General features: G+C 68.9%; 26 protein-coding genes and 1 riboswitch. Of the genes, 3 read left to right on the top strand and 23 right to left on the bottom strand.

What is annotated here, in order from left to right; genetic code table 11:
- The first annotated feature begins 17 nt into the window (after positions 1–17).
- Complete coding sequence (gene cydX, locus AZL_RS33815) at positions 18–125, top strand: cytochrome bd-I oxidase subunit CydX (protein WP_063828218.1); 108 nt, start codon at positions 18–20, stop codon at positions 123–125.
- On the opposite strand, the gene mbnM is transcribed toward cydX, so the two are convergent.
- The 19 genes from mbnM to AZL_RS04085 form a co-directional block, all read right to left on the bottom strand.
- A complete protein-coding gene (gene mbnM, locus AZL_RS04170) occupies positions 95–1,495 on the bottom strand; it encodes a multi antimicrobial extrusion protein MatE (RefSeq protein WP_148219188.1) in 1,401 nt (466 codons plus the stop codon). The genes cydX and mbnM overlap by 31 nt on opposite strands.
- Positions 1,492–2,079 carry a methanobactin biosynthesis protein MbnC gene (mbnC, locus tag AZL_RS04165; RefSeq protein WP_247894321.1) on the bottom strand — a complete coding sequence of 196 codons (588 nt, stop codon included), beginning with the start codon at positions 2,077–2,079 and terminating at the stop codon, positions 1,492–1,494. The genes mbnM and mbnC overlap by 4 nt, the downstream gene beginning before the upstream one ends.
- 2 nt (positions 2,080–2,081) lie before the next feature.
- On the bottom strand, positions 2,082–2,909 hold the full coding sequence (mbnB, locus tag AZL_RS04160; protein ID WP_042443476.1) for a methanobactin biosynthesis protein MbnB: 828 nt from the start codon (positions 2,907–2,909) through the stop codon (positions 2,082–2,084).
- A gap of 67 nt (positions 2,910–2,976) precedes the next feature.
- A complete protein-coding gene (mbnA, locus tag AZL_RS33980; protein WP_083916249.1) occupies positions 2,977–3,072 on the bottom strand; it encodes a methanobactin in 96 nt (31 codons plus the stop codon).
- Positions 3,073–3,279: 207 nt separating this feature from the next.
- Positions 3,280–4,428 (bottom strand): methanobactin export MATE transporter MbnM, encoded by a 1,149-nt coding sequence (locus tag AZL_RS04155; protein WP_012973417.1) that lies wholly within the window; start codon positions 4,426–4,428, stop codon positions 3,280–3,282.
- Positions 4,425–5,321: an MbnP family copper-binding protein gene (locus AZL_RS04150; protein ID WP_012973416.1), complete on the bottom strand. Its 897-nt coding sequence runs from the start codon at positions 5,319–5,321 to the stop codon at positions 4,425–4,427. The genes AZL_RS04155 and AZL_RS04150 overlap by 4 nt, the downstream gene beginning before the upstream one ends.
- 46 nt (positions 5,322–5,367) lie before the next feature.
- A complete protein-coding gene (locus AZL_RS04145) occupies positions 5,368–7,404 on the bottom strand; it encodes a TonB-dependent hemoglobin/transferrin/lactoferrin family receptor (RefSeq protein WP_247894270.1) in 2,037 nt (678 codons plus the stop codon).
- A gap of 305 nt (positions 7,405–7,709) precedes the next feature.
- Positions 7,710–8,141 (bottom strand): DUF2946 family protein, encoded by a 432-nt coding sequence (locus AZL_RS04140; protein WP_052293619.1) that lies wholly within the window; start codon positions 8,139–8,141, stop codon positions 7,710–7,712.
- 215 nt (positions 8,142–8,356) lie between these two features.
- Positions 8,357–8,851: a copper chaperone PCu(A)C gene (locus AZL_RS04135; protein ID WP_012973413.1), complete on the bottom strand. Its 495-nt coding sequence runs from the start codon at positions 8,849–8,851 to the stop codon at positions 8,357–8,359.
- 16 nt (positions 8,852–8,867) lie between these two features.
- The gene (locus AZL_RS04130; protein WP_012973412.1) at positions 8,868–9,491 is read right to left on the bottom strand and encodes an SCO family protein; all 624 of its coding nucleotides are present in this window, start codon (positions 9,489–9,491) and stop codon (positions 8,868–8,870) included.
- Positions 9,488–11,278 carry a copper resistance protein CopC gene (locus AZL_RS04125; protein ID WP_158305959.1) on the bottom strand — a complete coding sequence of 597 codons (1,791 nt, stop codon included), beginning with the start codon at positions 11,276–11,278 and terminating at the stop codon, positions 9,488–9,490. The genes AZL_RS04130 and AZL_RS04125 overlap by 4 nt, the downstream gene beginning before the upstream one ends.
- Positions 11,279–11,340: 62 nt before the next feature.
- A complete protein-coding gene (locus AZL_RS36215; RefSeq protein WP_052293618.1) occupies positions 11,341–11,694 on the bottom strand; it encodes an energy transducer TonB in 354 nt (117 codons plus the stop codon).
- A 1,013-nt stretch (positions 11,695–12,707) separates the two neighbouring features.
- On the bottom strand, positions 12,708–13,157 hold the full coding sequence (locus AZL_RS04115; RefSeq protein ID WP_052293617.1) for a DUF2946 family protein: 450 nt from the start codon (positions 13,155–13,157) through the stop codon (positions 12,708–12,710).
- Positions 13,158–13,224: 67 nt separating this feature from the next.
- Entirely contained in the window at positions 13,225–13,620 is a 396-nt protein-coding gene (locus tag AZL_RS04110; RefSeq protein ID WP_012973409.1) for a DUF1636 domain-containing protein, read from the bottom strand.
- Between the two features lie 6 nt (positions 13,621–13,626).
- Positions 13,627–14,409 (bottom strand): ABC transporter ATP-binding protein, encoded by a 783-nt coding sequence (locus AZL_RS04105; RefSeq protein ID WP_247894269.1) that lies wholly within the window; start codon positions 14,407–14,409, stop codon positions 13,627–13,629.
- A 2-nt stretch (positions 14,410–14,411) separates the two neighbouring features.
- Positions 14,412–15,410: a FecCD family ABC transporter permease gene (locus AZL_RS04100; RefSeq protein WP_012973407.1), complete on the bottom strand. Its 999-nt coding sequence runs from the start codon at positions 15,408–15,410 to the stop codon at positions 14,412–14,414.
- A 3-nt stretch (positions 15,411–15,413) separates the two neighbouring features.
- Positions 15,414–16,280, bottom strand: coding sequence for an ABC transporter substrate-binding protein (locus AZL_RS04095; RefSeq protein ID WP_012973406.1), 867 nt, complete (start codon positions 16,278–16,280; stop codon positions 15,414–15,416).
- Positions 16,268–16,852: a DUF7676 family protein gene (locus tag AZL_RS04090; protein ID WP_012973405.1), complete on the bottom strand. Its 585-nt coding sequence runs from the start codon at positions 16,850–16,852 to the stop codon at positions 16,268–16,270. The genes AZL_RS04095 and AZL_RS04090 overlap by 13 nt, the downstream gene beginning before the upstream one ends.
- A 26-nt stretch (positions 16,853–16,878) precedes the next feature.
- Positions 16,879–18,657, bottom strand: coding sequence for a TonB-dependent receptor plug domain-containing protein (locus tag AZL_RS04085; protein WP_247894268.1), 1,779 nt, complete (start codon positions 18,655–18,657; stop codon positions 16,879–16,881).
- A 405-nt stretch (positions 18,658–19,062) separates the two neighbouring features.
- Positions 19,063–19,292, bottom strand: a riboswitch (cobalamin riboswitch).
- Between the two features lie 129 nt (positions 19,293–19,421).
- Between AZL_RS04085 and AZL_RS04080 the strand changes: the two genes are divergently transcribed.
- A complete protein-coding gene (locus AZL_RS04080; RefSeq protein WP_247894267.1) occupies positions 19,422–20,354 on the top strand; it encodes an ISAs1 family transposase in 933 nt (310 codons plus the stop codon).
- A gap of 94 nt (positions 20,355–20,448) precedes the next feature.
- On the top strand, positions 20,449–21,957 hold the full coding sequence (locus AZL_RS04075) for an AMP nucleosidase (protein ID WP_012973402.1): 1,509 nt from the start codon (positions 20,449–20,451) through the stop codon (positions 21,955–21,957).
- Positions 21,958–22,007: 50 nt separating this feature from the next.
- Here AZL_RS04075 and AZL_RS04070 read toward each other — a convergent pair whose 3' ends face one another.
- The 4 genes from AZL_RS04070 to draG all read right to left on the bottom strand — a co-directional run bounded on the left by AZL_RS04070 (position 22,008) and on the right by draG (position 25,051).
- A complete protein-coding gene (locus AZL_RS04070) occupies positions 22,008–22,628 on the bottom strand; it encodes an FMN-dependent NADH-azoreductase (RefSeq protein WP_012973401.1) in 621 nt (206 codons plus the stop codon).
- A 143-nt stretch (positions 22,629–22,771) separates the two neighbouring features.
- Positions 22,772–23,542, bottom strand: a complete 771-nt coding sequence (locus tag AZL_RS04065; protein ID WP_012973400.1) for a class II glutamine amidotransferase — start codon at positions 23,540–23,542, stop codon at positions 22,772–22,774.
- 177 nt (positions 23,543–23,719) lie between these two features.
- Entirely contained in the window at positions 23,720–24,154 is a 435-nt protein-coding gene (locus tag AZL_RS04060) for an ArsC/Spx/MgsR family protein (RefSeq protein WP_012973399.1), read from the bottom strand.
- Positions 24,155–24,157: 3 nt separating this feature from the next.
- Positions 24,158–25,051: an ADP-ribosyl-[dinitrogen reductase] hydrolase gene (gene draG, locus AZL_RS04055; protein WP_162470994.1), complete on the bottom strand. Its 894-nt coding sequence runs from the start codon at positions 25,049–25,051 to the stop codon at positions 24,158–24,160.
- Positions 25,052–25,074: the final 23 nt, after the last annotated feature.

The raw sequence follows: 25,074 nt of genomic DNA, 5'->3' as shown, positions 1-25,074 counted from the left end.
ACAGGAGAACACCGGCCATGTGGTATTTCGCCTGGGTCCTCGGCGTCGGCTTCGCCTTCGCCTGCGGCATCCTGAACGCCGTCTGGCACGAACATCACCTGCCCGCCACCGACACGGTGGACTGAGCCTGCATGGTTGTGGAGTCGCCTGCCCCGGTCCGCGCGGCGCGGGCCAGACGGCTCCACAGCCAGACCACCGCGGCGACCTCCGGCAACAGCAGAGCGCCGGCGGCAAGGGCGGGGCAATCCCACCACAACCCCAACGCGGTCAGCGGCAAGCCGAACAGCCAGCCGAACAGGCCGTCGGCCCGCGCCACCCCGGCGAAGCCGCCGGTGGCCTGCAAGGCGGCCCGCAACATGTTGCCGACGACCCGCCAGGGCACCGATAGAGCGAGCGCGCACACAAGGGCCGACCACCAGCGCCCCTCCTGGTGGTAAACCCACCGCCCAAGCCCATCGCCGGCCACGGCCAGCGTCAGGCCGGCCGCGCTCCCGACCGCCATCCCCCAGGCCAACCGGGCGCGGACCATCACGGCCACGTCGGCCGCAGAGCAGCCGGCCAGCCGCATCGCCAGGAAGCGCAGTTGCGCGACCAAAGGCGCGAACAACGCCAGCACCAGCACCGACGCGGCGGCGTAGGCCTCCAGCCGCTCCCGTCCACCGCCACCGAGCGGGGCGGCGAACAGCGCCAGCGTGGCCAGGCCGAGCAGATGGAAGGACAGCAGCCGCTGCGACTCCCACGCCGCGGCCCTGAGCCTGACGGACAGCCAGGCACGGTCAGGCCTGCCGCCATCACTGGCATGGACGCGCAACGCGGCAACCGCCCAGACCGCCGACGGCGCCGTCACCAGCAGGGCGGCGACGAAGCAGCCGGCGGCGCCGGGAACCATCCGGTCGACGATCAGGAATCCTACGCCGGCGCGGGCGGCCAGCTCCATCGACTTCCAGCGGATCGCCAGCCCGCCCCGCCCGACGGCATGGAGCAGGAAGGCCGCCGTCCCGCCGACCATGCGGATGGGGGTGGTGGCGATGAACCAAGGCAAGGCAGCCGCCGCCATGGCGCCGACCCCGGCATCCCCGCCCGCCACCCACGGGAGCGCGAACGGGTAGGCGAGCGCGCCGGCCAGGGCGAACAGGCCGCCGGCCAGCGCCGCCAGCCACAGCGCCCCACTCACCTCCGACGCCGCAGCTCTGGACGCAGCTCCGGACGCAGATCCGGACGCCGCCGCGCGGCTCGCCGCGACCGAGGCGACGGAGCCGAGCGCCATGGTGGCGACCGTCTCCAGCAGCGCCAGCCGCACCACCACCACATAGGCGGCGACGGCGCCGTCCGGAGACCGGGCGAGCAGCGCGAGATCGATCTGCGGTGCCGTCTGGGCCAGGAGGAAGGTGAAAAGCAACGCCAGGTACCCGCGCCAGAAGGCCGCTTCCGCCACCACCGCCCGGCAGAGGGACATTCGGCCGAGCGCCGTTCGGAGCGCGGTTGTGCGCGTCACCGTGGAATCGGCGTCCAGCCGGGAAAGCCGCCATCCAACTCCCCGCCTGGGACGGTGAAGAAGCCGAAAGGCTCCGGCGCCGTCGGCAGAGGGTCTTCCAGTCCGATCCGCTCGACCTGGCGGCCGGCATCGATGCTCCGCGCCTTCCAGCCACAGACCAGATCGGCGGCGTCCAGACCGGACAGCACGATGCCGCCGGCCTCCAACCGGTCGCCGGTGGCCCATCGGGCGGCCGACGCGCCGATCAGCGACAGCCGCAGTTCGGGCGTCACCCGGCCGGCGAAGGGCGAGCGGCGCAGCCAGACGTCCACCCACAGATAATAGGTCCAATTCAGCGACAGCCGTTCATCCGCGGCCCAGGCCATGAAGGGGCGGAAGATGGACAGCCCGTCCGGGCCGGACAGGTCCAGCAGGCCCGGACAGATGTCGAACAGCGTATGCCAGTAGATGCGCAGACTGGTGTCGATGCGCACGAAGGCGCGGGAGGCGCGCGGATAGTCGCCCTGGCGGGCCGGCACGGTCAACGCCCCCAGCAGGTCGGCGTCGACCAGCCGTTTCGCCCAGCCCGGCGTCATCGCGGTCATGGTCACGGCACGGCCCTTTCCAAGGCGGGAGCGACGGGGTCGCGAACGAAGAGAGCGCGCAGACGGTCGAGGTCCGCCGCGATGTCCGCCTCATCGAAATTGTCGTCGCGCTCGTAGGTCATGGTGGCGCCGGGCTTGTCGAACAGGCCACGCCGGCTCTCCAGAAAGGCCATGGTCGCTTCGGACAAGGCACGGTCATGGGTGTCCAGGACCAGATGCGGCTGGAGGATCGACAGGTTGTAGCCGGCGGTGTGGAAATGGCGGCTCGCGTCGATGACGCCATCCCAGGCCTCCAGCGGCACGCCGCAATTGAGATGGGCGCAAACCGCGTTGGAGGCGTCGAACAACACCCCGCAGCCGGTATCCCGGCACAGCCGCTCGAAAAAGGCCGGCGCGTCGTGGCCGCCGTCCAGGATGGAGGGGTAGTTTTCCAGGAACAGCCGCCGTCCCAGCCGCTGCTGCCACCAGTCCACACGCTCGCGCACGCGCCCGTAATCGGCGGCATAGTCGATCTCGGCGAGGTGGTAGAGTTGGCGCCCGTCATGAGTGAAACGCGCCACATGATCCGACACATAGAGCGGGTTCATGCGGTCGATCAGGCTGCGCAGGCGCGATGCGAGGCTGTCCAGCGCCGCCTCGTCGGCCTCGATGAATTTGGAGAACATGATGTGAAAGCCGACCGGGACGTCGAAACCGGCGGCCAACTCCTCCTCCGGGACGGCGAGGAAATTGTCGATGAGCAGTTCGACATAGTCGATGCGGCCCGATGCCAGCAGGCTCCGGACCAGGGGCAGCGTCTCTCCCAGCGTGAAATTGAAACCGATCTTCATGGGCACGGCCTCGCCTTCGGCGGAACGGGCCGCCACCACGCGGTGCGGCGGGCGGCGGCCCTCCCGATCAGTTCACGCCGACCGGGGCGCAGCAGGACCCGCAGCAGGCGCCCGCGCGGCCGGCCACAGACAGGGTCTGCTTCTTGGCGATCTTGATGGTCATATCGTTGTCCTCCTGTTGTATTTGAAAAAGACAAAGACAATAAATCAGAATATACGCCCAATTTCCTGGGCAATATTCTCTTCATCGTTCTTGCCTGTTTCATTTTTATTTTAGATTCACTGATAGAGTCAATTCATGATTCATGAAAATGGATCTTTTCTATCCACCACACGCCCGCATGATCGGGGCGCACCGCTTTCCTCATCGTCATTTCTTCCAGGGATCCGACCAGCGCGGGTCGGTCAGCAGGGTCTCGTCCGTCAGCGCTCCCAGGAAGGCCAGCAGGTCGCGCTTTTCCTGCGGCGTCAGCCCGATGCGGGAGATCAGGCCGCTCTTGTGCGGGTTGAGGCGGCCGTCGCCCTTCAACGGCCCCGAACGCACCGCCCGGCCGCCATCGGAATAGGCGTCGATCACCGCCGCCAGCGTGGCGATGCCACCGTCATGCATGTAGGGGCCGGTCACCGCCACGTTGCGCAGGCTGGGCGCACGGAAGGCGCCCATGTCCTCCGGCTTGGCGGTGAACTCGAACAGGCCGCGGTTGGGGAAGGGATAGGCCCCGGCGCCGTCCAGATTGTAGAGGCCGGTGTTGTGGAACGGCGTCTCCACCTCCCGGCTCCGGGCGTGGACGACCTGATCGTTGAAATTGAAGCTGCCATGGCAATGGTGGCACTCGGCCCGCTCGCCGAAGAACAGGGCCATGCCCCGCGTCTCCGCCTCGCTCAGGCTGGCCTTGCCCTGGAGATAGCGGTCATAGCGGCTGTCCACCGATACGATGCCGCGCTGGAAGGCTGCGATCGCCTTGATGACCGTCGCCATGGTCAGCGGCTCCGCCTCGTCGGGAAAGGACTGGCGGAACAGCGGCGGATAAACGGGATCGGCGCGCAGCCGCTCCAGGATCGCCGCCCGGTTGGCGTCGGTCACCCCCATCTCGACGGGGTCGTCGCCGAACAGCGGGACCTCCATCTGCCGCTCCAGCGACACCAGCGCCGGGTTCGCCCAGGTGTAGGTGGCATTCCAGGCGCTGTTCGCCAGCGGCTGGGCGTTCCGGTGGGTCAGCCCGCCGGTCGATCCCGGCGACAGCGCCCGTCCGTCGGTGAAGGCCTTCGCCTGGATGTGGCAGGAGGCGCAGGCGATGGTCCCGTTGCCGGACAGGCGGGTATCGTAGAACAGCCGCCGGCCCAGCTCGACCTTCACCGCCGACATCGGGTTGTCGGCGGGCACGCGCGGCTCCGGCACATGGCCCGGCAGCGACCATGTCCAGTCCGCCGCCAGGACCGGCATCGCCGTCGCCAACCCGAGGACGGGCGCGAGGACGGCGACTCCTGCGGCCAGGATGCGCCGGAACCGGCCGGTCATGGCTTGGAAACCGGCTTGGTGACCGCAGCGAAGGCCGGTGAGGATCCGGGCGTCACCGGCCGCCCACTCTCCAGCGACAGGCCGAGCTGCCGGAACACCGGGCCGCATTCCGGGTCGGTCGGGCCGCTCATGCAGCCGACCGCCCCGCCGCGGTCCCGGCCCAGCGCGCTGCCGTCGAACAGCGCCGACAGGTCGAGCGCAACGGCTTGGCTCACCGGATCGAAGGCGGCGACGGTCACCGGCAGCCGGTTGGCGTTGGTGCAGGACACGCTTTCCCCGTCCGCCGGGTTGCCGGTGCAGCCGGTGGAGCCGAGATGGACGTACCAGGTCCTGGCCTTCGCTCCGCCGGACTTGGCGACCCCGCCGTTCGGATCGACCTCCACCTTCATGAATTTCCGACCCGCCTGCCAGCTCCATCCCATGGCGGCGATGTCCAGCGGCGGGGCCGCCTTTTCGGTGCTGGTGTGGTTCAGGGCCGGCGGCACGCCGACGGTGAAGGACAGCCCGGCATAGCGGCCGGCCGGCACGCTCCCCGTCACCGTGGCGTTGGTCGCCCGCGTGCCGCCGACACATCCGCCCGACCCGTCCTCGAAGTCGAGCAGGGCGACCGACGCCGTCTGCCAGTCATTCTGCGCCAGCGTCAGCGGAACCGCCCGCCCCGCCGCATCGATCAGGGCGACATCCTGCACATAGAAGCGCGCGTCGTGCAGCATCGCCGGGGTGCCGCCCGCCCCGAGCGGTCCGAGCGGCTCGCCGCAGCGTGCCGGCTTGCCGTTGGCCGTCAGGGCGAAGGTCACCGTGACCGGCATGATGTCCGGTACCGGCACGGTGGTGGAGCAGGCCGCAAGGCCGAGGATCGCAAGGCCGGCGAAAGCGGCGCGCTGGACGGTCATCGGGGGAACTCCTCGTTTGGGAAGAAGGGGCGGGATGGTGACCGGGTCAGAACCGCGCGCTCAGCGTCAGGTTGACGCTGCGGCCTTCCTCGTAGGTGTAGGTCGTCGTCTGCGACTGCTGGTAGGTGGCGTAGGCCTTGTCGAACAGGTTGGTGACGCCGAGATCGACCCGGTACCAGTCGCGGTCGTAGGTCACGCCGATGTCGTGCAGCCCATAGCCGTCACGCCGACGCAACGCCGTCGCGTCACGGTGCTGCTCGTCGACGAACTGGCCGGTCCACCAGACGGACCAACCGGACTCGAAGCGGTAGCGGGTGCCCAGCGTGACCTTGTCGGGCGGGGCGAACAGCCCGGCACCGGTCGAGGCGTCCTTGGCCCGCAGATGCGAATAGCCGATGCCGACGTCGAGACCGCCGGCGGTGTAGCTGGCCACCACCTCGCCGCCGTGGCGATCCGCCTTGGCGACGTTCTGGTTCTGGAAGATCAGCCCGGTGCCGGAGAAGGGTGCCGCGCGGGTGTAGCGGCCGATGGTGGCCGAGGTGATCATGTCATCCACCGTCTCGGTGAAGACAGTGGTCTTCAGCCGCATCGCGTCGCCACCGGTCAGCACATCGTCGAAGGCCAGCGTGAAACCAGCCTCCTTGGTCCGGCTGGTCTCGGGCTTGAGGCCCGGATTGGGGCGGAAGTTGAAGAGGGCGCGGGTGGTGCCGAGGTTCTGATAGGTCTCACCCAGCGTCGGCGCCCGGAACGCCTCCGAATAGCCGACGAACAGGCCGAGAAAGGGCCGGACCTGCCATTTCAGAGCGATTTTGGGCGACAGGCGCTGATTGTCGGACGATGCCTGTCCCACTGGCTCCAGCCGGTAGCGGTCATGCCGGACGGCGCCGATCAGCGTCCAATCCTCGGCGATGGTCACCTCGTCCTGAAGGAACAGGCCCTGCGAGATCTGCTCGCCATCCGGCTGGACCGCGTTGGCGACACCGCCGTCGCGGTTGCGGGCACGGTCACGGTGGGCGTCGACGCCGTAGGTGATCCGATGGCGCAGCCACGGCGCCATCTCGATGCGGGTGCTGTTCTGCAACGCGACGCCGGCGGTCGCCATCTCGATATCGGTGGCCGTCACCCCGGCGGTGTAGGGCGTCGTCGCGAAGCGCAGCTTGGTGTAATAGGCGGTGGCGCTGCCGTCGATCCACTTCCGGCCGTCGTCGTGGAAGGCGTAGCTGCCGGTGAACTGGTCCTGCCGCCGCTTCAGCCTCTGCAACAGGCCGAAGGCGTCGCTGCCGCCGGGATTGCTGGGTGTGACCAGATTGTCGGCGAATTTCTGGTAGGAAAGCTGGACCCGGTTGCCCTCGTTCAGCGTCGCCCCGACCTTGAACAGCCCGCTTTTCAGCTGCTGGTCGTTGGTCAGGCCGTTCCCATCACCGGTCTGGATGCGTCCGGCGTCGCGCAGGGTGGCGCTGCCCAGGATATCCACACCGCCGCTGCGCGCGGCACCGGTCAGGTTGGTCGAAACGCTGTGGTCGGCGCTGCGGAAGCCGATCTTCGCCCGGCCGCCGACGGTCCGGCCGGGAGCGAGGATGTCATCGGCCTCCAGAGTGCGCAGCGCCATGACGCCGCCGATGCCGCCGCTGCCGTAGAGCGCCGATTCTGAGCCGCGCACGATGTCGATCTGCTGCACCATGTCCGGGTCGATCAGCAGCGGCGTGCGGATGTTGTCGGCGTAATCGCGCCGGGCGCCATCGACGGACAGGATGACGCGCGGCCCCTGCAAGCCGCGGATCGTCGGAATCTGGCCGGCCGGGCGGGCGCCTCCGCCGAGATCGACTCCGGGAAGCTTGCGCAGCACCGAGAGGTTCGCGGCCTGGGCATCATCCAGCTGCTCGCGGGTGAGGATGGACACCGATGCCGGCACGTCGAAACTGTTGTTCTCGCTGCGCGTCGCCGTGACGGTGACGGCGTCCAACTGAAAGGCGCTCCCCTGTGCCGGGTTGCTCTGCTGCTGGGAGGCGGCGGGACAGGCGATGGCGATCAGGCCGGGCACGATGAGGCAGGACGCGCGCAGGCGCACGGAAAGGGTCGTCACGAATTGCGATCCTTGAGAACTGGCCGTGGACACCGGCCGTTTATCGGAAAAGCGGCATGGCTCGCCGGTCCACGGGCGGTGGACCCTCGCGGCGTCACGTCGCAGTGGTGGCAGGATTGCGCCCCGCGCTCAGGCTTCGCGCCGTCTGTATCGCCGGCCGGTCACGCCCCAGGGAACCGCTCGCACAAAAGACGTTTGAGCGGCCGGGAGGTTCCGGACGGTTCGACGATGGACGCTGTGCGTTCGCTGTCAGGCAGGCGCGGCCGGATCGTTCTGGCGATCAAGCAAGCGGCCGCGAAGGCGCATCATCCCAAGGACGGGGGAGCCCTGGCCTGGAGGGTGGCGAGGAACCAGCCGGTGGCGATCTGGTTGCCTGGAAGCAGTGTCGGGCCATGACGCTCGACGTCCGACGGCATGACGGTCGCCTGGGTTGGGGCCAATCCCAATCCGCCGATCAACGGACACAGCGGACACTGGCCTTCGGCCTTGCTTGCGGGCGCTTTTTCCGTCGGCAACACAGACGGCTGAAGCTCGACGACCAGACCGTCATCGTCCAAGGCCACGACCTTCACCCCGTCCGGCGTACAAATGGCCGTGAACTGGGCGGAGGTCCCGCCGCCAGACACAGTCCAGGCCGGCATCCACGCCCAGGCGACCATCTGCACGATCAGGGCAACGGCAGCGGCCAACAGGCCGTGCCGTGCAAATCGCCGCATTCCGTCGGGGGTCGTCGCCATATCCGGCTTCACGTCGCGGGGCCTGCCGAAATCACCAGGGATACTTGTGGGATAATACCATGTCCCTTATGGGCATGGCGAGACCTATCAGCCGTTGTGGAACCGATACATGGAACAAGCCGATGGTTTCCTCCGAACCGATGGCATCCATGAACCGGGCGGCAGGCTGCGAATGAGAGCGCCGGTCGACAGCCGGCCGGCGCCCCCGCCCAGCCTCAGTGCGTCTTGTGAGAATCCCCCATGCCCTCGTGCGACGGTGCCGCGGCCCCGGCGCCTTGAACATCGACCTGAACGGTGACGGGACCGGCCTTCTCGAAGGTCAGGGTCAGCGGAAAGGCCTTCCCCTTGACCAGGGGCTGCTTCAGACCGAACAGCATGATATGCAGACCGCCGGGCTGAAGCGCCGTCGGGGAACCCGGCGCCACCTCGATGGCATCGACCGGGCGCATCTTCATGACGCCATTGTCCATCAGGTGCGTATGCAGTTCCGCCTTCTCCGCGACCGGGGTGGCGGCCGACAGCAGCCGGTCGCTCTCCTTGCCCGTTCCGTTCAGCACCAGATAGGCGGCCCCGTTCTGGGCGGACGGCGCCGTGGCGCGGGCCCAGGGATGTTCAATCTCGATGGAACCGGCCTTGTAGCCATGGGCCAACGCGGTGCCGGCGGCGAACATCAACAGGGCCGCGAGTGTCGCAATACGCATGATCGTCATGTCCTTTCAAGAGGGGTCAGGATTTCAGTCGGGTACGGATGATGCCGGCGAGGTCCGCCGGCTTGGTGCCCGGCGGCACGACACCGGCAACGGCGCCGGTGCGGTCCGTCAGGTAGACGAAGGCCGAGTGATCCATCAGATAATCGTCCGCCCCGCCGTCCTTGGCTTCGATCCGCGCATAATAGACGCGGAACGCCGTCGCCATCGCCGCGACCTGATCGGGGGTTCCGGTCAGGCCGAGGATGCGGGAATCAAACAGGGCGGTGTATTCGGCAAGCGCGGCGGGCGTGTCGCGCTGCGGATCGATGCTGATGAACAGCGGCTGGACCTGCGACGCATCGGCGCCCAGCAGGTCGAGCGTCTCGGCGATGGCCTGGAGCTCGGTCGGGCAGATGTCCGGGCAATAGCGGTAGCCGAAGAACATCACCTGCAGCTTGCTGGGAAAACTGCGATCGGTGCGCGGCTGGCCGGTCTGATCGGTCAGCGACCAGGGGCCGCCGAGCTTGGTCAGGGCGTCCGCCGCAACGCCGTGACCGCTGCCGACGCGCTGGATCTGCCAGCCGACCAGGCCAGCCAGCGCAGCGATGGCCAGGGCGCCAAGACTCCAAAAGAACCCGCGTCCGATCTTGTTCGGCGTCATGGCTTGACCTCCTTCGATTGGTCTTCGGGTACGACGGGCACGTCCGTCCGGAATGTCGCGGGTCCGGTCTCCCCACCCCGGACCTCCAGCAGCAGCGACCAGCGCCCGGCCATCGGCAGGTCGACATCATCGGCACCGAACACGCCGGCCGCCGAAGCCGTCAGAGAGCGGCGGACCGGCGCCAGGCCCGCAGCCGGCAGGCTCCATTCCAGGTCGGCATCGGCCGGATCGACCGGGCGCCCGTCGGGACGGGACAGGTGGACGGTCACCCGGTTGGGGCCGGGATGGGCCGGTGTCACTTCGATCAGGGCGACGAGGTCACCGCGGGAGATCGATGTGACATATCCGGCATCGCGAACCGGCTCGATCTCCGCCATGGTCCCGGCCACCGGACTTTCCGCCGGAACAGAGACTGCGCGCGGAGGCGGCGTCAACGCGAAGGCCGCGGTGACGACAAGCACGGCGATGACGACGGCCACTTCGGCCCAAATCGTCCGCCGCAACGCCACCGCTCCCCTGCCACCCGCGATGCCGAGAGCCGGCGTCAGCCAGAACCGGTTGCAGGCGGCAAGCGCAAGCAGGACGCCGACGGCCGCCATCTTTGCCAGCCAGAGCCAACCATAGCCGGTCGCCAGCACCGCCGCCGGCCGTTCGATTTGCAGGAGGCTCAACAGCGCGCCGGCAGCGACGAGGAGCGCCACGGCCACGAGCGCCAGCCGCGAGAACCGCCGGATCAGCTGCGCCGCCTCACCGGCCGGTTCGGTCCGCAAGGCGACGGCCAGCGGCCAGAGGGCGCCGATCCAGAATGCCGCCATCAGCCCGTGCAGCGCCACCAGCGGAGCGCTCAGCCACCGCGGCGGCGCCGTCGCGGCATGACCGGTAAGCGCCAGCGACACGGCACCGATCGCCGCGGCGGACAGAAGCAGGATTGGACCGGCACCGTGATCCGCCTCCAGGGCCAGCCCGACCGCGACGGCAAGCAAGGCCAGCAGCGCCACTGCCGCGCTGACGCCTGCCGAACTTGCCCACCCCGTCGTCCATCCCTGCGCCCAGGCGGCCGGAGACAGCGGCGTGCCGGGCGCCGAACCGTTCAGAACGATGCCGTTCAGAACGACGAGCAGGACAGCCGACAGTCCCGCCGTCAACAGGATCAATCCCAGACCCGGCCGCAGCCGCCGGTTCAACGGCGACCAGCGTCCCGAGACGAGCACCAGGAACAGGCCGCCGCCGGTCGCGGCGAGCAAAGCGCCAAAATGCAGCGCCCGCACCGCGACTGCGGCAAGGGCCGGCGCCTCCGCCCCCGCTGGTCCTGCCTCCACCCTGTCGGCAACTTCCTCAGCCGGCGGTGTGACCCCGACACCGAACCGCAGCGTGCCGGCCGCCGGATGTCCGTCCGCCGAGGTCACGCGGTAGCTGACGGTGTAGAGGCCGGTTGGTAGGGGAGTCGGCAGCGCAAGCCGGACGCTGCCGTCCGGCCCCGCCACCGGCTTTTCCCCGGCGACTGGGCGGCCTGCCGCATCGAGCAGTTGCACAAGGATCGGCGTGACCGGTTCGTTGAAGGTCAACCGGATCTCGGACGGCGCGGACTCCAGACGGCTGCTGTCCGCCGGTTCGGTATCCGTCAGAAAGGCATGGGCGGCGGCCTCCCCGCCCGCCGCTGCGGACAGGGCGATCGCCAGAACGAACAGGACCGCGCGGGTGAACCGCCACGCCACTGGAGGCAGACCGGCAACAGCCGCCGCTCCCCGTTCAAGCGGGCCGGCGACCAGCGTGTGCAGGTATGTCATGGCATCTCCGAATAGAGAGCGCCCGGCCGCCGAGGGAACCGGGCCAGGATGGAACAGGCTCGTCATTGCAGCGCGAAACGAACGGGAAGCGTGATGTCGATGCGGGTGCGGCCCATCTCCGCAGGGATGGGGGGAAGCGGGGACGCCCGCCGGATCATCTCCTCCGCAGCCTGGTCGAGGATGGCGTGTCCGGAGCCCTCGACGACCGCCCAGCCCGTGATGGTGCCGTCGGCGACGATGGTGAAACGGACCAGCACGACGCCCTCCTGACGCCTCTGGCGCGCGGCCGGTGGATAGACCTTGTGACGGGCCAGCCTTGCCTGGATCGCGCCGAAATAATCGGCGGCCTGCCTGTCGGATTTCAGGGGCGCGTCCGGGGATGGCGCCGCCGGTGCGGTCGTCTGGACCGCCGGCACTGCGGGAGTCGGTGCCGTCTGTTCCTCCGTTGCTCCGGCCCTGCCCGCCGGGGGGACCGCAGCCGGCGTCGGCCTAGTGGGAGATGGATCGCGGCGCAGGGGGCTATGCGGTGGCCGGCGCGCGGGAACGGGTGGTTGAACGGGCGGTCGCGTTTCCACGTTCGCCGGCTCCGCCAGGACCGGCATAGACACCTCCGCGACAGGCGATTCGTCAATTGGCGGCTCCTCAGCCGGCGACTTCTCGGCCTGCGGCTCGGCGACCGGCGGTCTCGCGACATCGGGCGGCATCTCCGGCTCGGTGTTCCGGGTGTCCGATGGCTGTGCCGGCGCCACCGCCGGTTCCGGAGCCGGTTCGGAGTGTGCGCCGGTGTCCGCTCCCACTGTCGATTCCGCGACCGGCTCCGCTGGTGATGCCGGTTCCGCCGCAGCCGCGACAAAGGAAAGCTCCACCGACACCACCGCCGGCGGGGGATCCGGCGGTGCATGGAAACCGGTCACGAGCCCGATCATCCCGGCGTGCAAGGCGAACGAAAGCGGCAAGGACCAGCGCGCCGCCTCTGTCCGGGAGGCCAGACCAGGCGCTGCCTCCACGGCAAGAGGTTGGGTGGCGATCGGCCGTTGCTCGTGCATGGAGCGGACCTTCGGAAGAATAAGGTGCGGTGCGACAGACGCCCGGTCTGGGAACTTGACCGTCATGCCGGCGATGACGGCCCGCCCTGCCCCCGGCAGTGCGCCGACCGTGCCCCGGCTTCTCGTGGCCCGGAAATCGGCATCATCGCCGCTGGCAGGAGGCAGGGAGCAACACCGGTCGAACAGGGTCTCGACGCCGCCATCGACCCGGATGCTGCCCCAACCCTACCCAGTCCACGGATTGACCAGGGCGTAGCCCGGCAGTTCCAGGGCAGTCGCGCACAGCTCGACGGCGCTGGAACTGCCGTCCGGAGAGCATTCCAAGGTCGGCAAGGGCGGAACGCGGCGCGACGGTCTCGCGCGGCGATCCGGTAATTCCGGCCTTAGACCGGTGGCGCGCGGGCCTGGAGGGTGGACAGGAACCAACCGGCGGCAATCGCGTCGCCGGGCAACGATTCCGGACTGTGGCGCCCGACCGACGCCCGCGCCATCCGCAGATCCGGCGGCGGCATCGCCAGCCCGCCGACCAATGGACAGAGTGGGCAGGAGCCGCTGGAAATCGTCGGATCGCGCTTGCCTGTGTCGGGCCCGTTCGATGTGGACTTGGTCAATCCGAACCGGGCCGGATCGCCCGCGGCACCGTGATCGTCCAGCGCCACGGTCTTGAAACCATCCGCGGTGCAGATGACGACCCCGCCGCTCTCCGCCGCGTTGGCGGATGCGATCATGGCCGGCATCCAGGCCCAGGCGACGATCTGCAACAGCAGCGCGATCGCACCGGCCGCAAGGCCGGCCCGTCGCGCGGGTCGCAGTCTGTCCTGGGTCGAGCTCATGCCGGTCCGTGGATCCGTCCGTTGCGAGTGCGGCACAATAGCCGAAGAGCCGCACCTGGGATAAGCGTCATTTTCCCAAAGGTTGCATGTCAGGGGCGGGAATCCGTGCGACGAAGCGGCCTTTGACGCCATCCGGCCAGTCCCGGTACGCGACGACACCGCTGTCGGTCGCACGATAGGCCAGCAGATAGCCGACGAGCGCCTCGACGGCCGACCGTTCGGGGGCCAAGTCACCGAGGACATATCCCATGCGCCCCGGCGAGCGGATATGGACGGCGCAGGGTCGGCGGCAGCTCATCAAGCAGCGCATGGTGCCGACACGGACATCGTCAGCCCCGGCGGATGCGAGAACCCCTTCGAGCAGGGCCGCGAACATCGCTCCGGTCCACCCGGCTCCCGAGTCCGCAGCCGCTCCGGTGCCGGGCTGACGGCAGGTTTCGCAGACGATCACATCGATGGTCATGGCTGGTCAGTCTCCGGATTGGATCATGGCTGGGCATTGGGGAAGCACCACCGGGGTGCCGGCGGCCTGTGTCACGGCGAAGGAGACGCCATAGGCCTCGCGCAGCAGGGAAGGCGTCAGAACCGTCGCGGCGTCTCCTGTGATCACGCGCCTGTCCGGCATCAGCAACACGAGGTCGTCGCAACAGCGCGCGGCCAGCGACAGGTCGTGGAGCACGACGACGACGGCACGGTGCCGCTCGGCCGCTTCGGCCCGCAGCAGCGCCATGATGCGGAGCTGGTGGCCGGGATCGAGGGCCGCCGTCGGTTCGTCGGCGAGCAGGACCGGGGCATCCGCCGCCAGGACCCTCGCCAGCATCACGCGCGCCCGCTCGCCGCCCGACAGGGTGGGCACCGCGCGCGCCGCAAGCCCGGCGACACCGGTGGCCGCCATGACCCGCTCGACCATGTCGTCATCCCCCCGTCCCTGCCGCCCGAGCGGGCCGAGATGCGGCAGCCGTCCGAGCGCCACCGTGCGGCGGACCGTCAGCGGCCAATGGACATGGTGGCCTTGCGGCAGATAGCCGAGCAGGCGTGCCCGCGCCCTGCCGTCGGCTGGCAGCGGCTGGCCGTCGAAGCGGACGTCGCCGCCATGGGGCAGCAGGCCGGCGACCGCCCGGAGAAGGGTGGACTTGCCGACCCCGTTCGGCCCGATCAGGCCGGTGACGGCGCCGCGCCGGGCGGTGAAGCCGGCGCCGTCCAGGATGGGCTGCCCGCCCAGATGCAGGGTGATTGCGGAAGCGGACAGCATCGTCACCATGCCTCCCGGCGGACGCGCAGGATGAGGACAAGGAAGAAGGGGGCGCCGACCAGCGCGGTGAGGACGCCCAGCATCACCTCCTGCGCGGTGGGGATCAGGCGGGACGCCAGATCGGCCAGCGTCACCAGCACCGCACCACCAAGCGCGCTCGGCAGCAGCAGGCGGCCGGGCTCATGCCCGACCAGGGGGCGCAGCAGATGCGGCACCACCAGCCCGACGAAGCCGATCGATCCCGAGACCGCCACCGACGCCCCGACCGCCGCGGCGCTGCCGCCGACAACGGCCAGCCGCAGCCGGGCAAGATCGATCCCCAGGCTGCGGGCCGCATCCTCGCCCAGGGTCAGGGCATCCAGCCCGCGGCCGGTGGCGAGCAGCAGGCCGCCGCCGGCCAGGATGAAGGGAAAGGCGGTCAGCGCGTCGGCCGGCGTCCGGTCCTTCAGCGATCCCATCAGCCACAGCAGCATCTCGGTGACGGCATAGGGGTTGGGCGCGAGGTTCATCGCCAGGGAGGTAAGCGCGATGGCGAGGCTGGACAGTGCGATCCCCGCCAGGATCAGGGTCAGGCTGCCACCGCCATCGCCGCTACGGGCGGCGACCGCCAGCACGATGCCGGTTGCCACCAGGGCGCCAGCCATCGCCATGGCGGGGAGCGCATAGGGCGACAGCGCCGCGAAGCCGAAATAGAAGGCGACGACCGCGCCCAGGCCGGCGCTCGCCGAAACGCCGATCAGTCCCGGCTCGGCCAGCGGGTTGCGCAACAATCCCTGGAGCGCCGCGCCGGCGATGCCCAGCGCCGCCCCGACCTCGATCCCGAGGAGCAGACGCGGCAGGCGGATTTCCCGGACGACGGCGGCCGTCAAAGGATCGCCGTAACCGAAGACGCCGGCGATCACGCCGCTCAGCGGAAGCGGCGCGTAGCCGATCGCGAGACCGGCCGCGGATACCGCCAGCAGGGCGGCGGCCAGTCCGGACAGCAGAGGCAGAGTGCGCATCGATCAAGGCCCCCGGTTGGTTGAAGAGGACGGTGGGAGCCGCCGCAGTCCGCCGGCCAGGGACTCGGCCGCCTCGACGAGGAACCAGCCGCTGCACACCCATGTCTTGCCGGGCACCGCAACCGCTGGGGTGATCGAGGCTCGGCGGACAAAGGCGGGATGCTCTCCGAAGGCGCGCCGCAGCGACCGGTCGGGACTCTCGAAGAAGCTGGTCACCAGCAGTTCGGGCGGGTTGAGAACGAAGCGTTCCAGGTCGTAGCCGGTCCAGCCCGACCGTCCTTCGGCGGTCGCCTGGTTGGTGAGGCCGGCCGCCGTCATCACCGCGTCGACGAAGGTTCCGGCGGCGGCGCTGCCACCGCCGGGGCGCAGGTAGAGCGCGGGGCGGCCGGCACCGGCATTCTCCGCCCGCAGCGCGGCCAGCCGCCGGCGGACCGCGTCGTTCAGAGCCGCACCGCGTTCGGGATGCCCCAAGGCCTCGGCGACCGTGGCCGTCACCGTCTCGATGTCCTCGAACCGTTCGACCAGCGGGATGCGCACCACCTTCACGCCGAAGCGTTCCAGCAAATCCAGGGTCTTGTGGTCGCTCCAGCCATTGGCGAGGACCACCCCGACGCCGAGCGACAGGTAGGCCTCGGCGCTCGGCCGGACTTGCGGGTGGTGGACCGCCTCGCCGGCCAGCAGCGATAGCCAGGGATCGGCGGCCTGCGGCGACAGGGCGGCGATCTGGCCGGGATCGGCAAGCGCCAGAAGATACTGGTCGCCGCACACCGTGGCCGACGCCGCCCGCAGACCGGCGGCAACGGCCATCCCCACCGGGATGGCCGCGCTCAGAAGACAGGCCGCTGTCAGGCGAAGGGTCAGCCGGCGCACCGGAACCCCCTCCCGCTGCGGTCGAGCGGATCGGGCATCAGCCCGAGATAGCGTTCACGGAACCGGTCCCACATCGACAGGCGGCTCCAGTCCGGCTCCTTCAGGATGCGGTCGTTCTCGCCGAGGAAGGGGTTGGGAAAGAACAGCGTCATCTGCTGGTCTCCCTTGCCGTTGAACAGCCGCAGGCCCCAGCTCCGCGGTGCGCCGTCGCTTCCCAGGACGCGGTACATCTCGGCCCGCGCGGTCCGGCGGATGCGGGCGAGCTCCGGATCGACCGGGTTGCGCGGCGTGCCCCGGTGGGAGCCGATGCAGACATGGAAATGCCATGCCCCGAAATCGACGGTCAGGTAGCCGTCGAACAGCGACACCTTGCGCGGCGCGTTGGGTGCGCGGATTTCGAAGACGGCCCCCTGGACCAGCGTGCCGAACACGATGTCCCGCCACCAGACCTCGAAGGCATCCTTCAGCAGGGCCAGCAGCAGATCCTGATCGGTGGGCAGGGGGAAGATCTCGACCCGACCCATGCCGGGTTCCTCGACGACGTGCGAGGCCACGGAAGACGCGGTGCTCATGGAACGAACTCTTGGGTGGGGCGGGGTCAGAAGCGCGCGGACAGGCCTGCGTAAGCCGAGCGGCCCGCCGCAGCGTGGCCGTAGACCTCCTCGTACCGGCGGTTGAACAGGTTCTCGACGCGGCCATGCAGCGTCACCGCATCGGTCAGCTCGTAGGACAGCCGAAGATCGGCGGTGAGAAAGGCGCTGCCGGTGCCGTAATTCTCGATCATGTCGCGATAGCGCAGGCCGAGATTGGCGTAGGCCGCCGGCAGGAAGCGCCAGCCGACCGACGCGCTGCCCTGGTGAAGCGGCAGATTGCGCAGCCGCTGCCCGGTGTTGGCGTTGACCACGCTCTGCCAGGAATAGGCGGCGCGCAGGTCGATGGTCACGGTCGGGCGGGCGGCCAGTTCCAGCTCCACGCCCTGCGCCTTGGTGCGGTCGACGTTGACATAGCCGCCGCCCGAACAGGCCGGGCTGGCCGCCGGACCGTACAGCCAGTTGATCTGGTCACGGGTGGCGGCCTGGAAGTAGGTCGCTCCGGCGGTCAGTCGCCCGCCCAGCAGCGATTGCTCGACACCGGCGTCCCAGCCGCGGCTGCGTTCCGGCCGCAGGTCGGCCCGCCCATAGCAGGGATCGAACCGTTCGTAGAGCGAGGGTGGTTGCCATGCCGTGCCGTAGCTGGAGCGCAGCGTCGTCCCGCTCTGCTCGATCCGGTAGGCGGCACCGAGCCGCCAGGTTCCCGTCCCGCCATAGTCGCTGTGGCGGTCGCCGCGGATCGTCGCCGACAGGTCGAGCGGCGCCACCGGAGTCACGCCGACGGTGGCGAAGCCGCCGCCGCGCCAGTTGTGCGACCGCATGTCCGGCGCGAGCGGCGCGAAGCCCGGCGTGTGCTGCTCCATGCTCTCGCGGGTCGCATCGCCACCGTAGCCCAGCGTCACCCGGTCGGACAGTTTGGCGGTCGCCGCATAGTCGAGCCGCGTCTTGTGGCCGTCATAGGTGTCGCCCCGGGTTCCCTCGCCCCAATACTGCCGGGTGTTGGTGGTGTTGGCGATGCCGAAGCTGTGGACCAGCCTGCCGCCCAGACTGTCGAGCGACCCGCCCAGGCGCAGGAACCGCTCGGTCTCGTCGCGCGACCAGTCATTGTCGCGGGTGGCGGGATCGTAGGTCAGCGTCTTGCGCTGATAGCGCGCCGTCGCGTCGAACCGCAGCTCCTCGGTCGCCTGGACGCCGATCCGGCCGGCGGCGGCCCATTGCCGGAACGGGTCCTTGTCCTGCCCGCCACGCCAGCGGCTGAAATCCGAATAGCCGCCGGAATGGGTGCCGGACAGGGAGGCGCGGTACTCCACCCTGTCCTGCGCCCCGGATACCGATGCGTTCGCCCGCTTGGTGTCGAAGCTGCCATATTCGGCGCCGACCTGTCCGCCGAACAGACCGGCCGGGCGGCGGGTGACGATGTTGACCACGCCGCCGCCGGCATCCGGCCCGAAGCGGCCGGGCTGCGGCCCGCGCAGGACCTCGATGCGCTCGATGTCGGCGGTGTCCATCTCGCCGGCCGGATATTGCGACTGCGACTGGCTGGTGTCGCTCATCTCGACGCCGTCGATGAAGACGCGGGTGTTGCGCGGTCCCAACCCGCGCAGGCGCACGGTCTGGGCGCCGCCCGGCGCCTGCCGGCCCGACAGGCTGACGCCGGGAACCAGCAGCAAGGCATCGTCGAGACGGCGGATCTGTTGACGCTCGATCTCCTCGCCGCCGATCACGCTGGAGGCGATGGTCGCCTGCTCCTGCGGCACCGCCATGCCCTTCGGTGCCGTGATCTCCAAGGGGGTTAGCTGAAGGTCGTCCGCTGAAGCGGCCGATGCTCCGGCCGCGACCCCGAGCCCGGCCAAAGCGACCCGGACGCAAAAATTCCTGCCAAGATTTGTGATGGAACGGCTTGTCTGCATGCTCTGCCACGTCCTGCTGCAGGCATGGAGGCGCGCTCGGACAAGCGGTGCGGCCGCAAAGCCACCCGTCCGGGGCCACACATCCATGCCGGCTCCGGAGACCGGAACCGTTGAACGGGCGTTGCCGAACGGACGCCACGACGCGAGGCCTCGCGTCTGGAGAACCATTCACCTGCGACATGCTTCAGGGAGGACGAATCATCCCGGAATCCGGCCGCGGCAACGCCAATGGACGCGTCACCACGACGGGTTTCCGCACCTTCGACACACCCCGATCGAAGGCAGAGTGACGCTGTCGGAGGCAGGTCTCCTGGCTCGCGGGTCGTCATCCGGCACCGCCTTCCCGACCGGGATCCCAAGGATTTCCGGTCAGTGGCTTTCTGGCGCCGACTCGCCGCTCACAGTTGCGGGGACAGCCACGGCTTGCATCAGGCTTGGACGCCTGTCGCTTCCGTCGTTCCCTTTTAATCTCCCGGCTTGCGCCTGGGAAAACCGCCGACAATGCCTCTGGTGATAGAGGCAGGCCACACGCCTGTCAATGGCGTCGAGCCGTTCCCAGGGCTCCGAAGTCGGGTTAACAGCGGTTTACGAATTGGGAAGTTTCTGATTCGGTGGAGGCTCTCGTCTTGGAAGGTCCCCCCATGAGTTCGATCGAAGCCGGCTTTGGTGAGAAATCGCGGCTGAAGGCGCTGCTGGAACATTTTTCGCGGATCGACGACCCGCGTGCTCCCTGGCGGGTCGCCTATCCGTTACCGGAGATCCTGCTTCTGGCGGTGTGCGGGACGATCGCGGATTGCGAGGATTACGAGGCGATCGCCGCCTGGGGTGAAGCGCGGCTCGACTTTCTGCGGCGCTTCCAGCCCTATCACCATGGGGTGCCGAGCGGACGCTGGCTGACCGTGTTCATGAACCGGATCCCGTCCGGCCTGTTCCAGGACTGCTTCCTGTCCTGGGTGCGCGAGGCGTGGCCCGACCGGCCGGAACTGGTCGCCATCGACGGCAAGACCTCGCGACGCAGCCATGACCGCGTCCTCGGACAGGCCCCTTTGCACTTGGTCTCGGCCTTCGCCACCACCAGCCGCCTGGTCCTCGGCCAGGAGGCCGTCGAGGACAAAGCCAGCGAACTGGCGGCCATTCCGGTTCTGCTGGAGCGCTTGGCGACCGAGGGCGGGCTCAAGGGCGCGATCGTCACCATCGACGCCATCGCCTGCAACGCCACCATCGCCCAGGCCGTTCGCGACGCCGGGGCCGACTATCTGCTGGCGGTCAAAGCCAACCAGCCCACCCTGCGCGACGAGATCGAGAGTTTCTTCACCAGCGCACCGCCGGAGACGCTCGATCACGCCGCCGATATCGACAAGCTTGCGCAAAGGCCACGGCCCCCTGAACATGGCCGTCGTCCGCCACTTCGCCATCAACCTCGTCCGCAAGGCCGCCGAACCCGCCCGGCCGCGCTCCGGATTACGGCGCGCCACCAAAAAGCCGGCCGCCACTCCCAGACCCACCAGCATCAAGCTCCGCAGGAAGCTGGCAGGCTGGGACACCGATTACCTCAACGCTATCCTCGACGTTAATATCCGTTAACACGGATTCGGAGCCCTGGGTGCCGACCGGGTTGGCCGAATTTCGGCCTTCCCAGCCGGTCGTTCGTACTCCATCTTTGACGGCATGACTGATAAAGCCCCGCTCCAGCCCGGGTCGGCCGGGCGTTTCACCGATGCCAAAGCCGCACTGGCCTGTGTGCGCGACATCTATGACCGCAACACCGCTTTCCTGCGCCACCGCTTCGCCGCCTACACCCAGGGCGACGAGGAAGGCGGGCGTAACCGGGCGCATTACCCCTATGTCCGCCTGACGGCGGTGTCCGGCGCGGCGGTCGATACCCGGCTGTCCTACGGCTTCGTCGAGGGGGTCGGCGTCCATTCAACCACGGTGACGCGGCCCGACCTGTTCGAGCGCTATCTGCTGGAACAATTCACCCTTCTGCTGCGCAACCACGATGTCCCGCTGGAGGTCGGCGTCAGCGAGGAGCCGATCCCGATCCATTTCGCCTTCCCCCAGGGCATGTATGTCGAAGGCGACCTGCCGCCGGACCGGCTGACCCGGCTGCCCGACCTGTTCGACCTGCCCGATCTGGCGCGGATGGACGACACCATCGTCAACGGCACCTGCGACACCGGGCCGGACGCGGAAAAGCCGCTGGCGCTGTTCACCGCGCCGCGCGTCGATTTCTCGCTGCACCGGTTGCGCCACTACACGGCGACGGCACCGGAGCATTTCCAAAACTTCGTCCTGTTCACCAACTACCAGTTCTATGTCGACGAGTTCATCCGGCTGTCGCGCGAGATCATGGAGCCGACCGGCGATGCCGAGCTGGCCGCCTATCGCACGCAGTATGACAGCTTCGTCGAACCGGGCGACATCATCACCCCCAACCTGAATCTGGGCGGTCGGGAGAACATCGCCAACGGCAGGCTGACCCGCATGCCGCAGATGCCGGCCTATCACCTGAAGCGGCCGGACGGCAATGGCATCACGCTGGTCAACATCGGCGTCGGGCCGTCGAACGCCAAGACCATCACCGACCACATCGCGGTGCTGCGCCCGCATGCCTGGCTGATGCTGGGCCATTGCGCCGGACTGCGCCACACCCAGCGGTTGGGCGATTACGTGCTGGCGCATGGCTATGTCCGCGAGGACCATGTGCTCGACGCCGACCTGCCGCTGTGGGTGCCGGTGCCGGCGCTGGCCGAGGTGCAGCGGGCGCTGGAGACGGCGGTGGAGCGGGTGACCGGCCTGTCAGGTTTCGACCTGAAGGGCATCATGCGCACCGGCACGGTCGCCACCATCGACAACCGCAACTGGGAATTGCGCGACCACCGCGAGCCGCTGATGCGCTTCAGCCAGAGCCGCGCTATCGCGCTGGACATGGAAAGCGCGACGATCGCCGCCAACGGCTTCCGCTTCCGTGTGCCGTACGGGACGTTGCTGTGTGTGTCGGACAAGCCGATGCATGGGCAGCTGAAGCTGCCGGGTATGGCCGACCGCTTCTACCGCGAGCGGGTCGACCAGCATCTGAAGATCGGCGTGCTGGCGATGGAACTGCTGCGCGGGCACGGGATGGAAACGCTGCACTCCCGCAAATTGCGCAGTCTGGCCGAGGTGGCGTTCCAGTAGGGTAAAAGAGCCCGGGGGGCAGGGCCGAACCCCGCCCCCCGGCTTCAAACTCAGGCGGCGACCAGCTCTTCGATCACCTTGGCGGCGCCGGCCAGCGCCTTGTCCCTGGCCTCCGGGCCCATGCTGACGCCCTCGGCACGGACGAAGCTGACGTCGGTGATGCCGAAGAAGCCGAACACCGAGCGCAGATAGGCTTCCTGGTGGTCCAGACCGGCCAGCGCCGGGTTGGTCGAATAGACGCCGCCACGGCCCGAGGCGACGATCACGCGCTTGCCGCCGGCCAGACCCTCGGGACCATTCTCGGTGTAGCGGAAGGTGCGGCCGGCCTGGGCGAGGCGGTCGATCCAGGCCTTCAGCTGGGTCGGGACCGAGAAGTTGTACATCGGCGCGCCGACGACCACGACATCGGCGGCCAGGAACTCGTCGAGCAGGACGTTGGTCAGGGCCAGCTCCTCGCGCTGACGATCGCTCAGACCATCCTGAACGCCGAGCTTGAGGACCGGCAGCAGCTCCGCATCCAGATGGGCCGGCGGGTTGGCGGCGACGTCACGGGTGACGACGGTGGCCGCCGGATCGGCCTTCACCAGAGCCTCGACGATGGAGGCGGTCAGCTGGCGGGTGACCGAGGCGGTGCCGAGCGGGCTGGAATCGACATGCAGGATCTTGGTCATGACGGAAGGAGCCTCTTGCTTGTTGCGGCCGTAGGGGAGCCGGCCGTTGTATCACGTGCAAGATGCCCGTTTGTTTTCCGTCGGTTAAGCCGGATTGTGCGCGAAAGATCGTCTCTGCCCAAGCAACAATCACCGCGAACGGTTCAGCGGGTCACCAGCGCCCCGCCGCGAAAGACCGCCATTTCCCCCGGCCGCATCACCGTCCAGGCCTCGTTCCTGGTCAGCGGACGGGTGGCGATGACGGTGACGACGTCGTTGGGCGTCGTCTCCTTGGAGAAATCGACGCTCATGTCGGCATCGAGCAGGGTGGCGGCGCCGAAGGGGGCCTTGCGGGTCAGCCAGGCGAGGTTGGTGGCGCAATGGCACCACAGATGGCGCCCGTCGCTGAGCAGCATGTTGAAGACGCCGAGCGTTCCCAGATCGGCGGCGAGATGGCGGATCAGCCGCATCAGCCCCCCGGTGCTCTTCGGCGGCTCGGGATACTGCATGCGGATCTGGTCGAGCAGCCAGCAGAAGGCGTGTTCGCTGTCGGTGCTGCCGACCGGCTCGTAGAAGGTGAGGATACGGTCCTTGATGCCCTTCAACTGGCCATTGTGGGCGAAGGTCCACACCCGGCCCCACAGCTCGCGGGTGAAGGGGTGGGTGTTCTCCAGCGAGACCCGGCCGCGGTTGGCGCGGCGGATGTGCGAGATCACCGTGCGGGACTTGATCGAATATTGGCTGACCAGCCGGGCGATCTCCGATTCGCTGCTGGGGGCCGGGTCATGGAAGGTGCGGCAGCCCTTCCCCTCATAGAAGGCGATGCCCCAGCCGTCGCGGTGCGGACCGGTCTGCCCGCCCCGGCGCATCAGGCCGGCGAAGCTGAAACAGATGTCCGTGGGCACGTTGGCGCTCATGCCCAGGAGTTCGCACATGGTTGTCCTCGTCTGCCGCTGGTCGTCGCCTCGGGGGGACGACAACCTACGACAGGTGCGGCGGAAGGTCACGCACGGACACGGCTTCCGGCGGAGGCGGCGAAGTCAGGTTAACGGCGGCGGCGGTTTGCCCCGACGGCTTCCAGTGGAAGCGGCGCGGCGATCGGGGCTTGCCCATCACGGCTTCGGACAGGGCGGCATGTCCGGCCGAAGACAGCCCTCCATCTTTCCGTCCGTCGGAACGGCGTCCCCCAGCCCGATCCCCAGCCCGATCCAGGCATCCACCCGATCGGTCTCGAAGCCGCAGTCGCGGCGCTCGCCGACCCGCATCAGCGGGCGGCGGATCAGCAGCGGCCGTTCGACCAGCGCCGCCAATGCCGCCGCCTCGTCCATCGCCTCCGGCACCACCTCCCCGCTCTTCACCGCCGGGGCGGCGCGGTTGAACCAGTCCGCCACCGGACGGTCACCGAAAAAGGGACGCAGCGTCTCCGGCGTCCAGGGTTCGGCCAGCAGGTCGCGGACCTCCAGCCGGTGACCGGCCCGCTCCAGCAACGCCTTCTGCCGGGCGTTGCCGCCGCAGCCGGGCTTTTCATAAAAAATCACGTCGGCCATCGCTCATCTCCCCCGGAACAGCGGCGCGCGGGCCAGCAGCGCGTCGGTTTGCTGACAAATCTCGTCATGCACCTCGCGGTCCAGCTTGCGCAGCCAGCGCGGCGGGATCGACTCCACGCCATAGGTGGCGCCGGCCAGCATGCCGGCGATGGCGCCGGTGGTGTCGGCGTCGCCGCCCTGGTTCACCGTCTCGACCACGCAGGATTCGACCGAATCGGTCTGGAAGTAATAATGGAAGACGGTCTGCACCGTATCGACGACGAAGGCGGTGGACAGGCCGCGATAGGGTTCGAACTTGAACTGGCGGTGCCGGGCGATCAGGGCGTTCGCCTCCTCCCGCGCGGCGAGGATGCCGCCGCCGAGCACCAGCCGCCGCACCATCCGGCCCAGCGCGATCACCGCCGCGTCGGACAGCCGGTTGCAATGGGTGATGCGCGACTGCTCCACCGACCAGCGTTCGAACGCCGCGTCGTCGCCCAGCGTCGCCAGCGCCACCGGCAGGTTGCGCATCGCCGCCCCGTTGCCGGCATGGTATTCGGTCTCCGGCTCCTCCAGCGTGCCGTGCATGATGAAGCGGCGGATACCGCGGCGCGTGGTGTCGCCGACATCGACCGGCACGGATTTCAGCCAGACCGCGAACTCTTCGGCGGCGCGGCGGGCCTCCCACTCCGGCCCCGACAGGATGGCGCGGCCGAGATGCAGCGACATCTCGGTATCGTCAGTCACCTGGCCGGCGGCGAGCTTCAGCCAGCCGCCGCCCTTGATGTGCTTGTGGACGCCATATTGATGGGCGATCTCGCCCTTGGTCAGGAATTCCACCGTGGCGCCCAGCGCATCGCCGCAGGCGAGCCCGAGATAGGCGCCGAGCGCCCTGGAGCGGATTTCGGGGGAGCGGATTTCGGGGGAGCGGATTTCGGGCG

It is taken from the genome of Azospirillum sp. B510, assembly GCF_000010725.1.
GTDB classification, from domain to species: domain Bacteria; phylum Pseudomonadota; class Alphaproteobacteria; order Azospirillales; family Azospirillaceae; genus Azospirillum; species Azospirillum lipoferum_B.
This window is presented reverse-complemented; position numbering and strand designations above follow the sequence as displayed.

Bases quoted from the DNA above. Each gene is read 5' to 3' on its own strand.
- AZL_RS04065 (WP_012973400.1), bottom strand. From the start codon at position 23,542: ATGTGCGAACTCCTGGGCATGAGCGCCAACGTGCCCACGGACATCTGT.
- AZL_RS04075 (WP_012973402.1), top strand. From the start codon at position 20,449: ATGACTGATAAAGCCCCGCTCCAGCCCGGGTCGGCCGGGCGTTTCACC.
- AZL_RS04070 (WP_012973401.1), bottom strand. From the start codon at position 22,628: ATGACCAAGATCCTGCATGTCGATTCCAGCCCGCTCGGCACCGCCTCG.
- cydX (WP_063828218.1), top strand. From the start codon at position 18: ATGTGGTATTTCGCCTGGGTCCTCGGCGTCGGCTTCGCCTTCGCCTGC.
- mbnA (WP_083916249.1), bottom strand. From the start codon at position 3,072: ATGACCATCAAGATCGCCAAGAAGCAGACCCTGTCTGTGGCCGGCCGC.
- AZL_RS04105 (WP_247894269.1), bottom strand. From the start codon at position 14,409: ATGCTGTCCGCTTCCGCAATCACCCTGCATCTGGGCGGGCAGCCCATC.
- AZL_RS04060 (WP_012973399.1), bottom strand. From the start codon at position 24,154: ATGGCCGACGTGATTTTTTATGAAAAGCCCGGCTGCGGCGGCAACGCC.
- mbnC (WP_247894321.1), bottom strand. From the start codon at position 2,079: ATGACCGCGATGACGCCGGGCTGGGCGAAACGGCTGGTCGACGCCGAC.
- AZL_RS04125 (WP_158305959.1), bottom strand. From the start codon at position 11,278: ATGACATACCTGCACACGCTGGTCGCCGGCCCGCTTGAACGGGGAGCG.
- mbnB (WP_042443476.1), bottom strand. From the start codon at position 2,909: ATGAAGATCGGTTTCAATTTCACGCTGGGAGAGACGCTGCCCCTGGTC.
- AZL_RS04150 (WP_012973416.1), bottom strand. From the start codon at position 5,321: ATGACCGTCCAGCGCGCCGCTTTCGCCGGCCTTGCGATCCTCGGCCTT.
- AZL_RS04115 (WP_052293617.1), bottom strand. From the start codon at position 13,157: ATGAGCTCGACCCAGGACAGACTGCGACCCGCGCGACGGGCCGGCCTT.
- AZL_RS04090 (WP_012973405.1), bottom strand. From the start codon at position 16,852: ATGAGCACCGCGTCTTCCGTGGCCTCGCACGTCGTCGAGGAACCCGGC.
- AZL_RS04155 (WP_012973417.1), bottom strand. From the start codon at position 4,428: ATGACCGGCCGGTTCCGGCGCATCCTGGCCGCAGGAGTCGCCGTCCTC.
- AZL_RS04080 (WP_247894267.1), top strand. From the start codon at position 19,422: ATGAGTTCGATCGAAGCCGGCTTTGGTGAGAAATCGCGGCTGAAGGCG.
- AZL_RS04130 (WP_012973412.1), bottom strand. From the start codon at position 9,491: ATGACGCCGAACAAGATCGGACGCGGGTTCTTTTGGAGTCTTGGCGCC.
- AZL_RS04135 (WP_012973413.1), bottom strand. From the start codon at position 8,851: ATGACGATCATGCGTATTGCGACACTCGCGGCCCTGTTGATGTTCGCC.
- AZL_RS04110 (WP_012973409.1), bottom strand. From the start codon at position 13,620: ATGACCATCGATGTGATCGTCTGCGAAACCTGCCGTCAGCCCGGCACC.
- AZL_RS04140 (WP_052293619.1), bottom strand. From the start codon at position 8,141: ATGGCGACGACCCCCGACGGAATGCGGCGATTTGCACGGCACGGCCTG.
- AZL_RS04100 (WP_012973407.1), bottom strand. From the start codon at position 15,410: ATGCGCACTCTGCCTCTGCTGTCCGGACTGGCCGCCGCCCTGCTGGCG.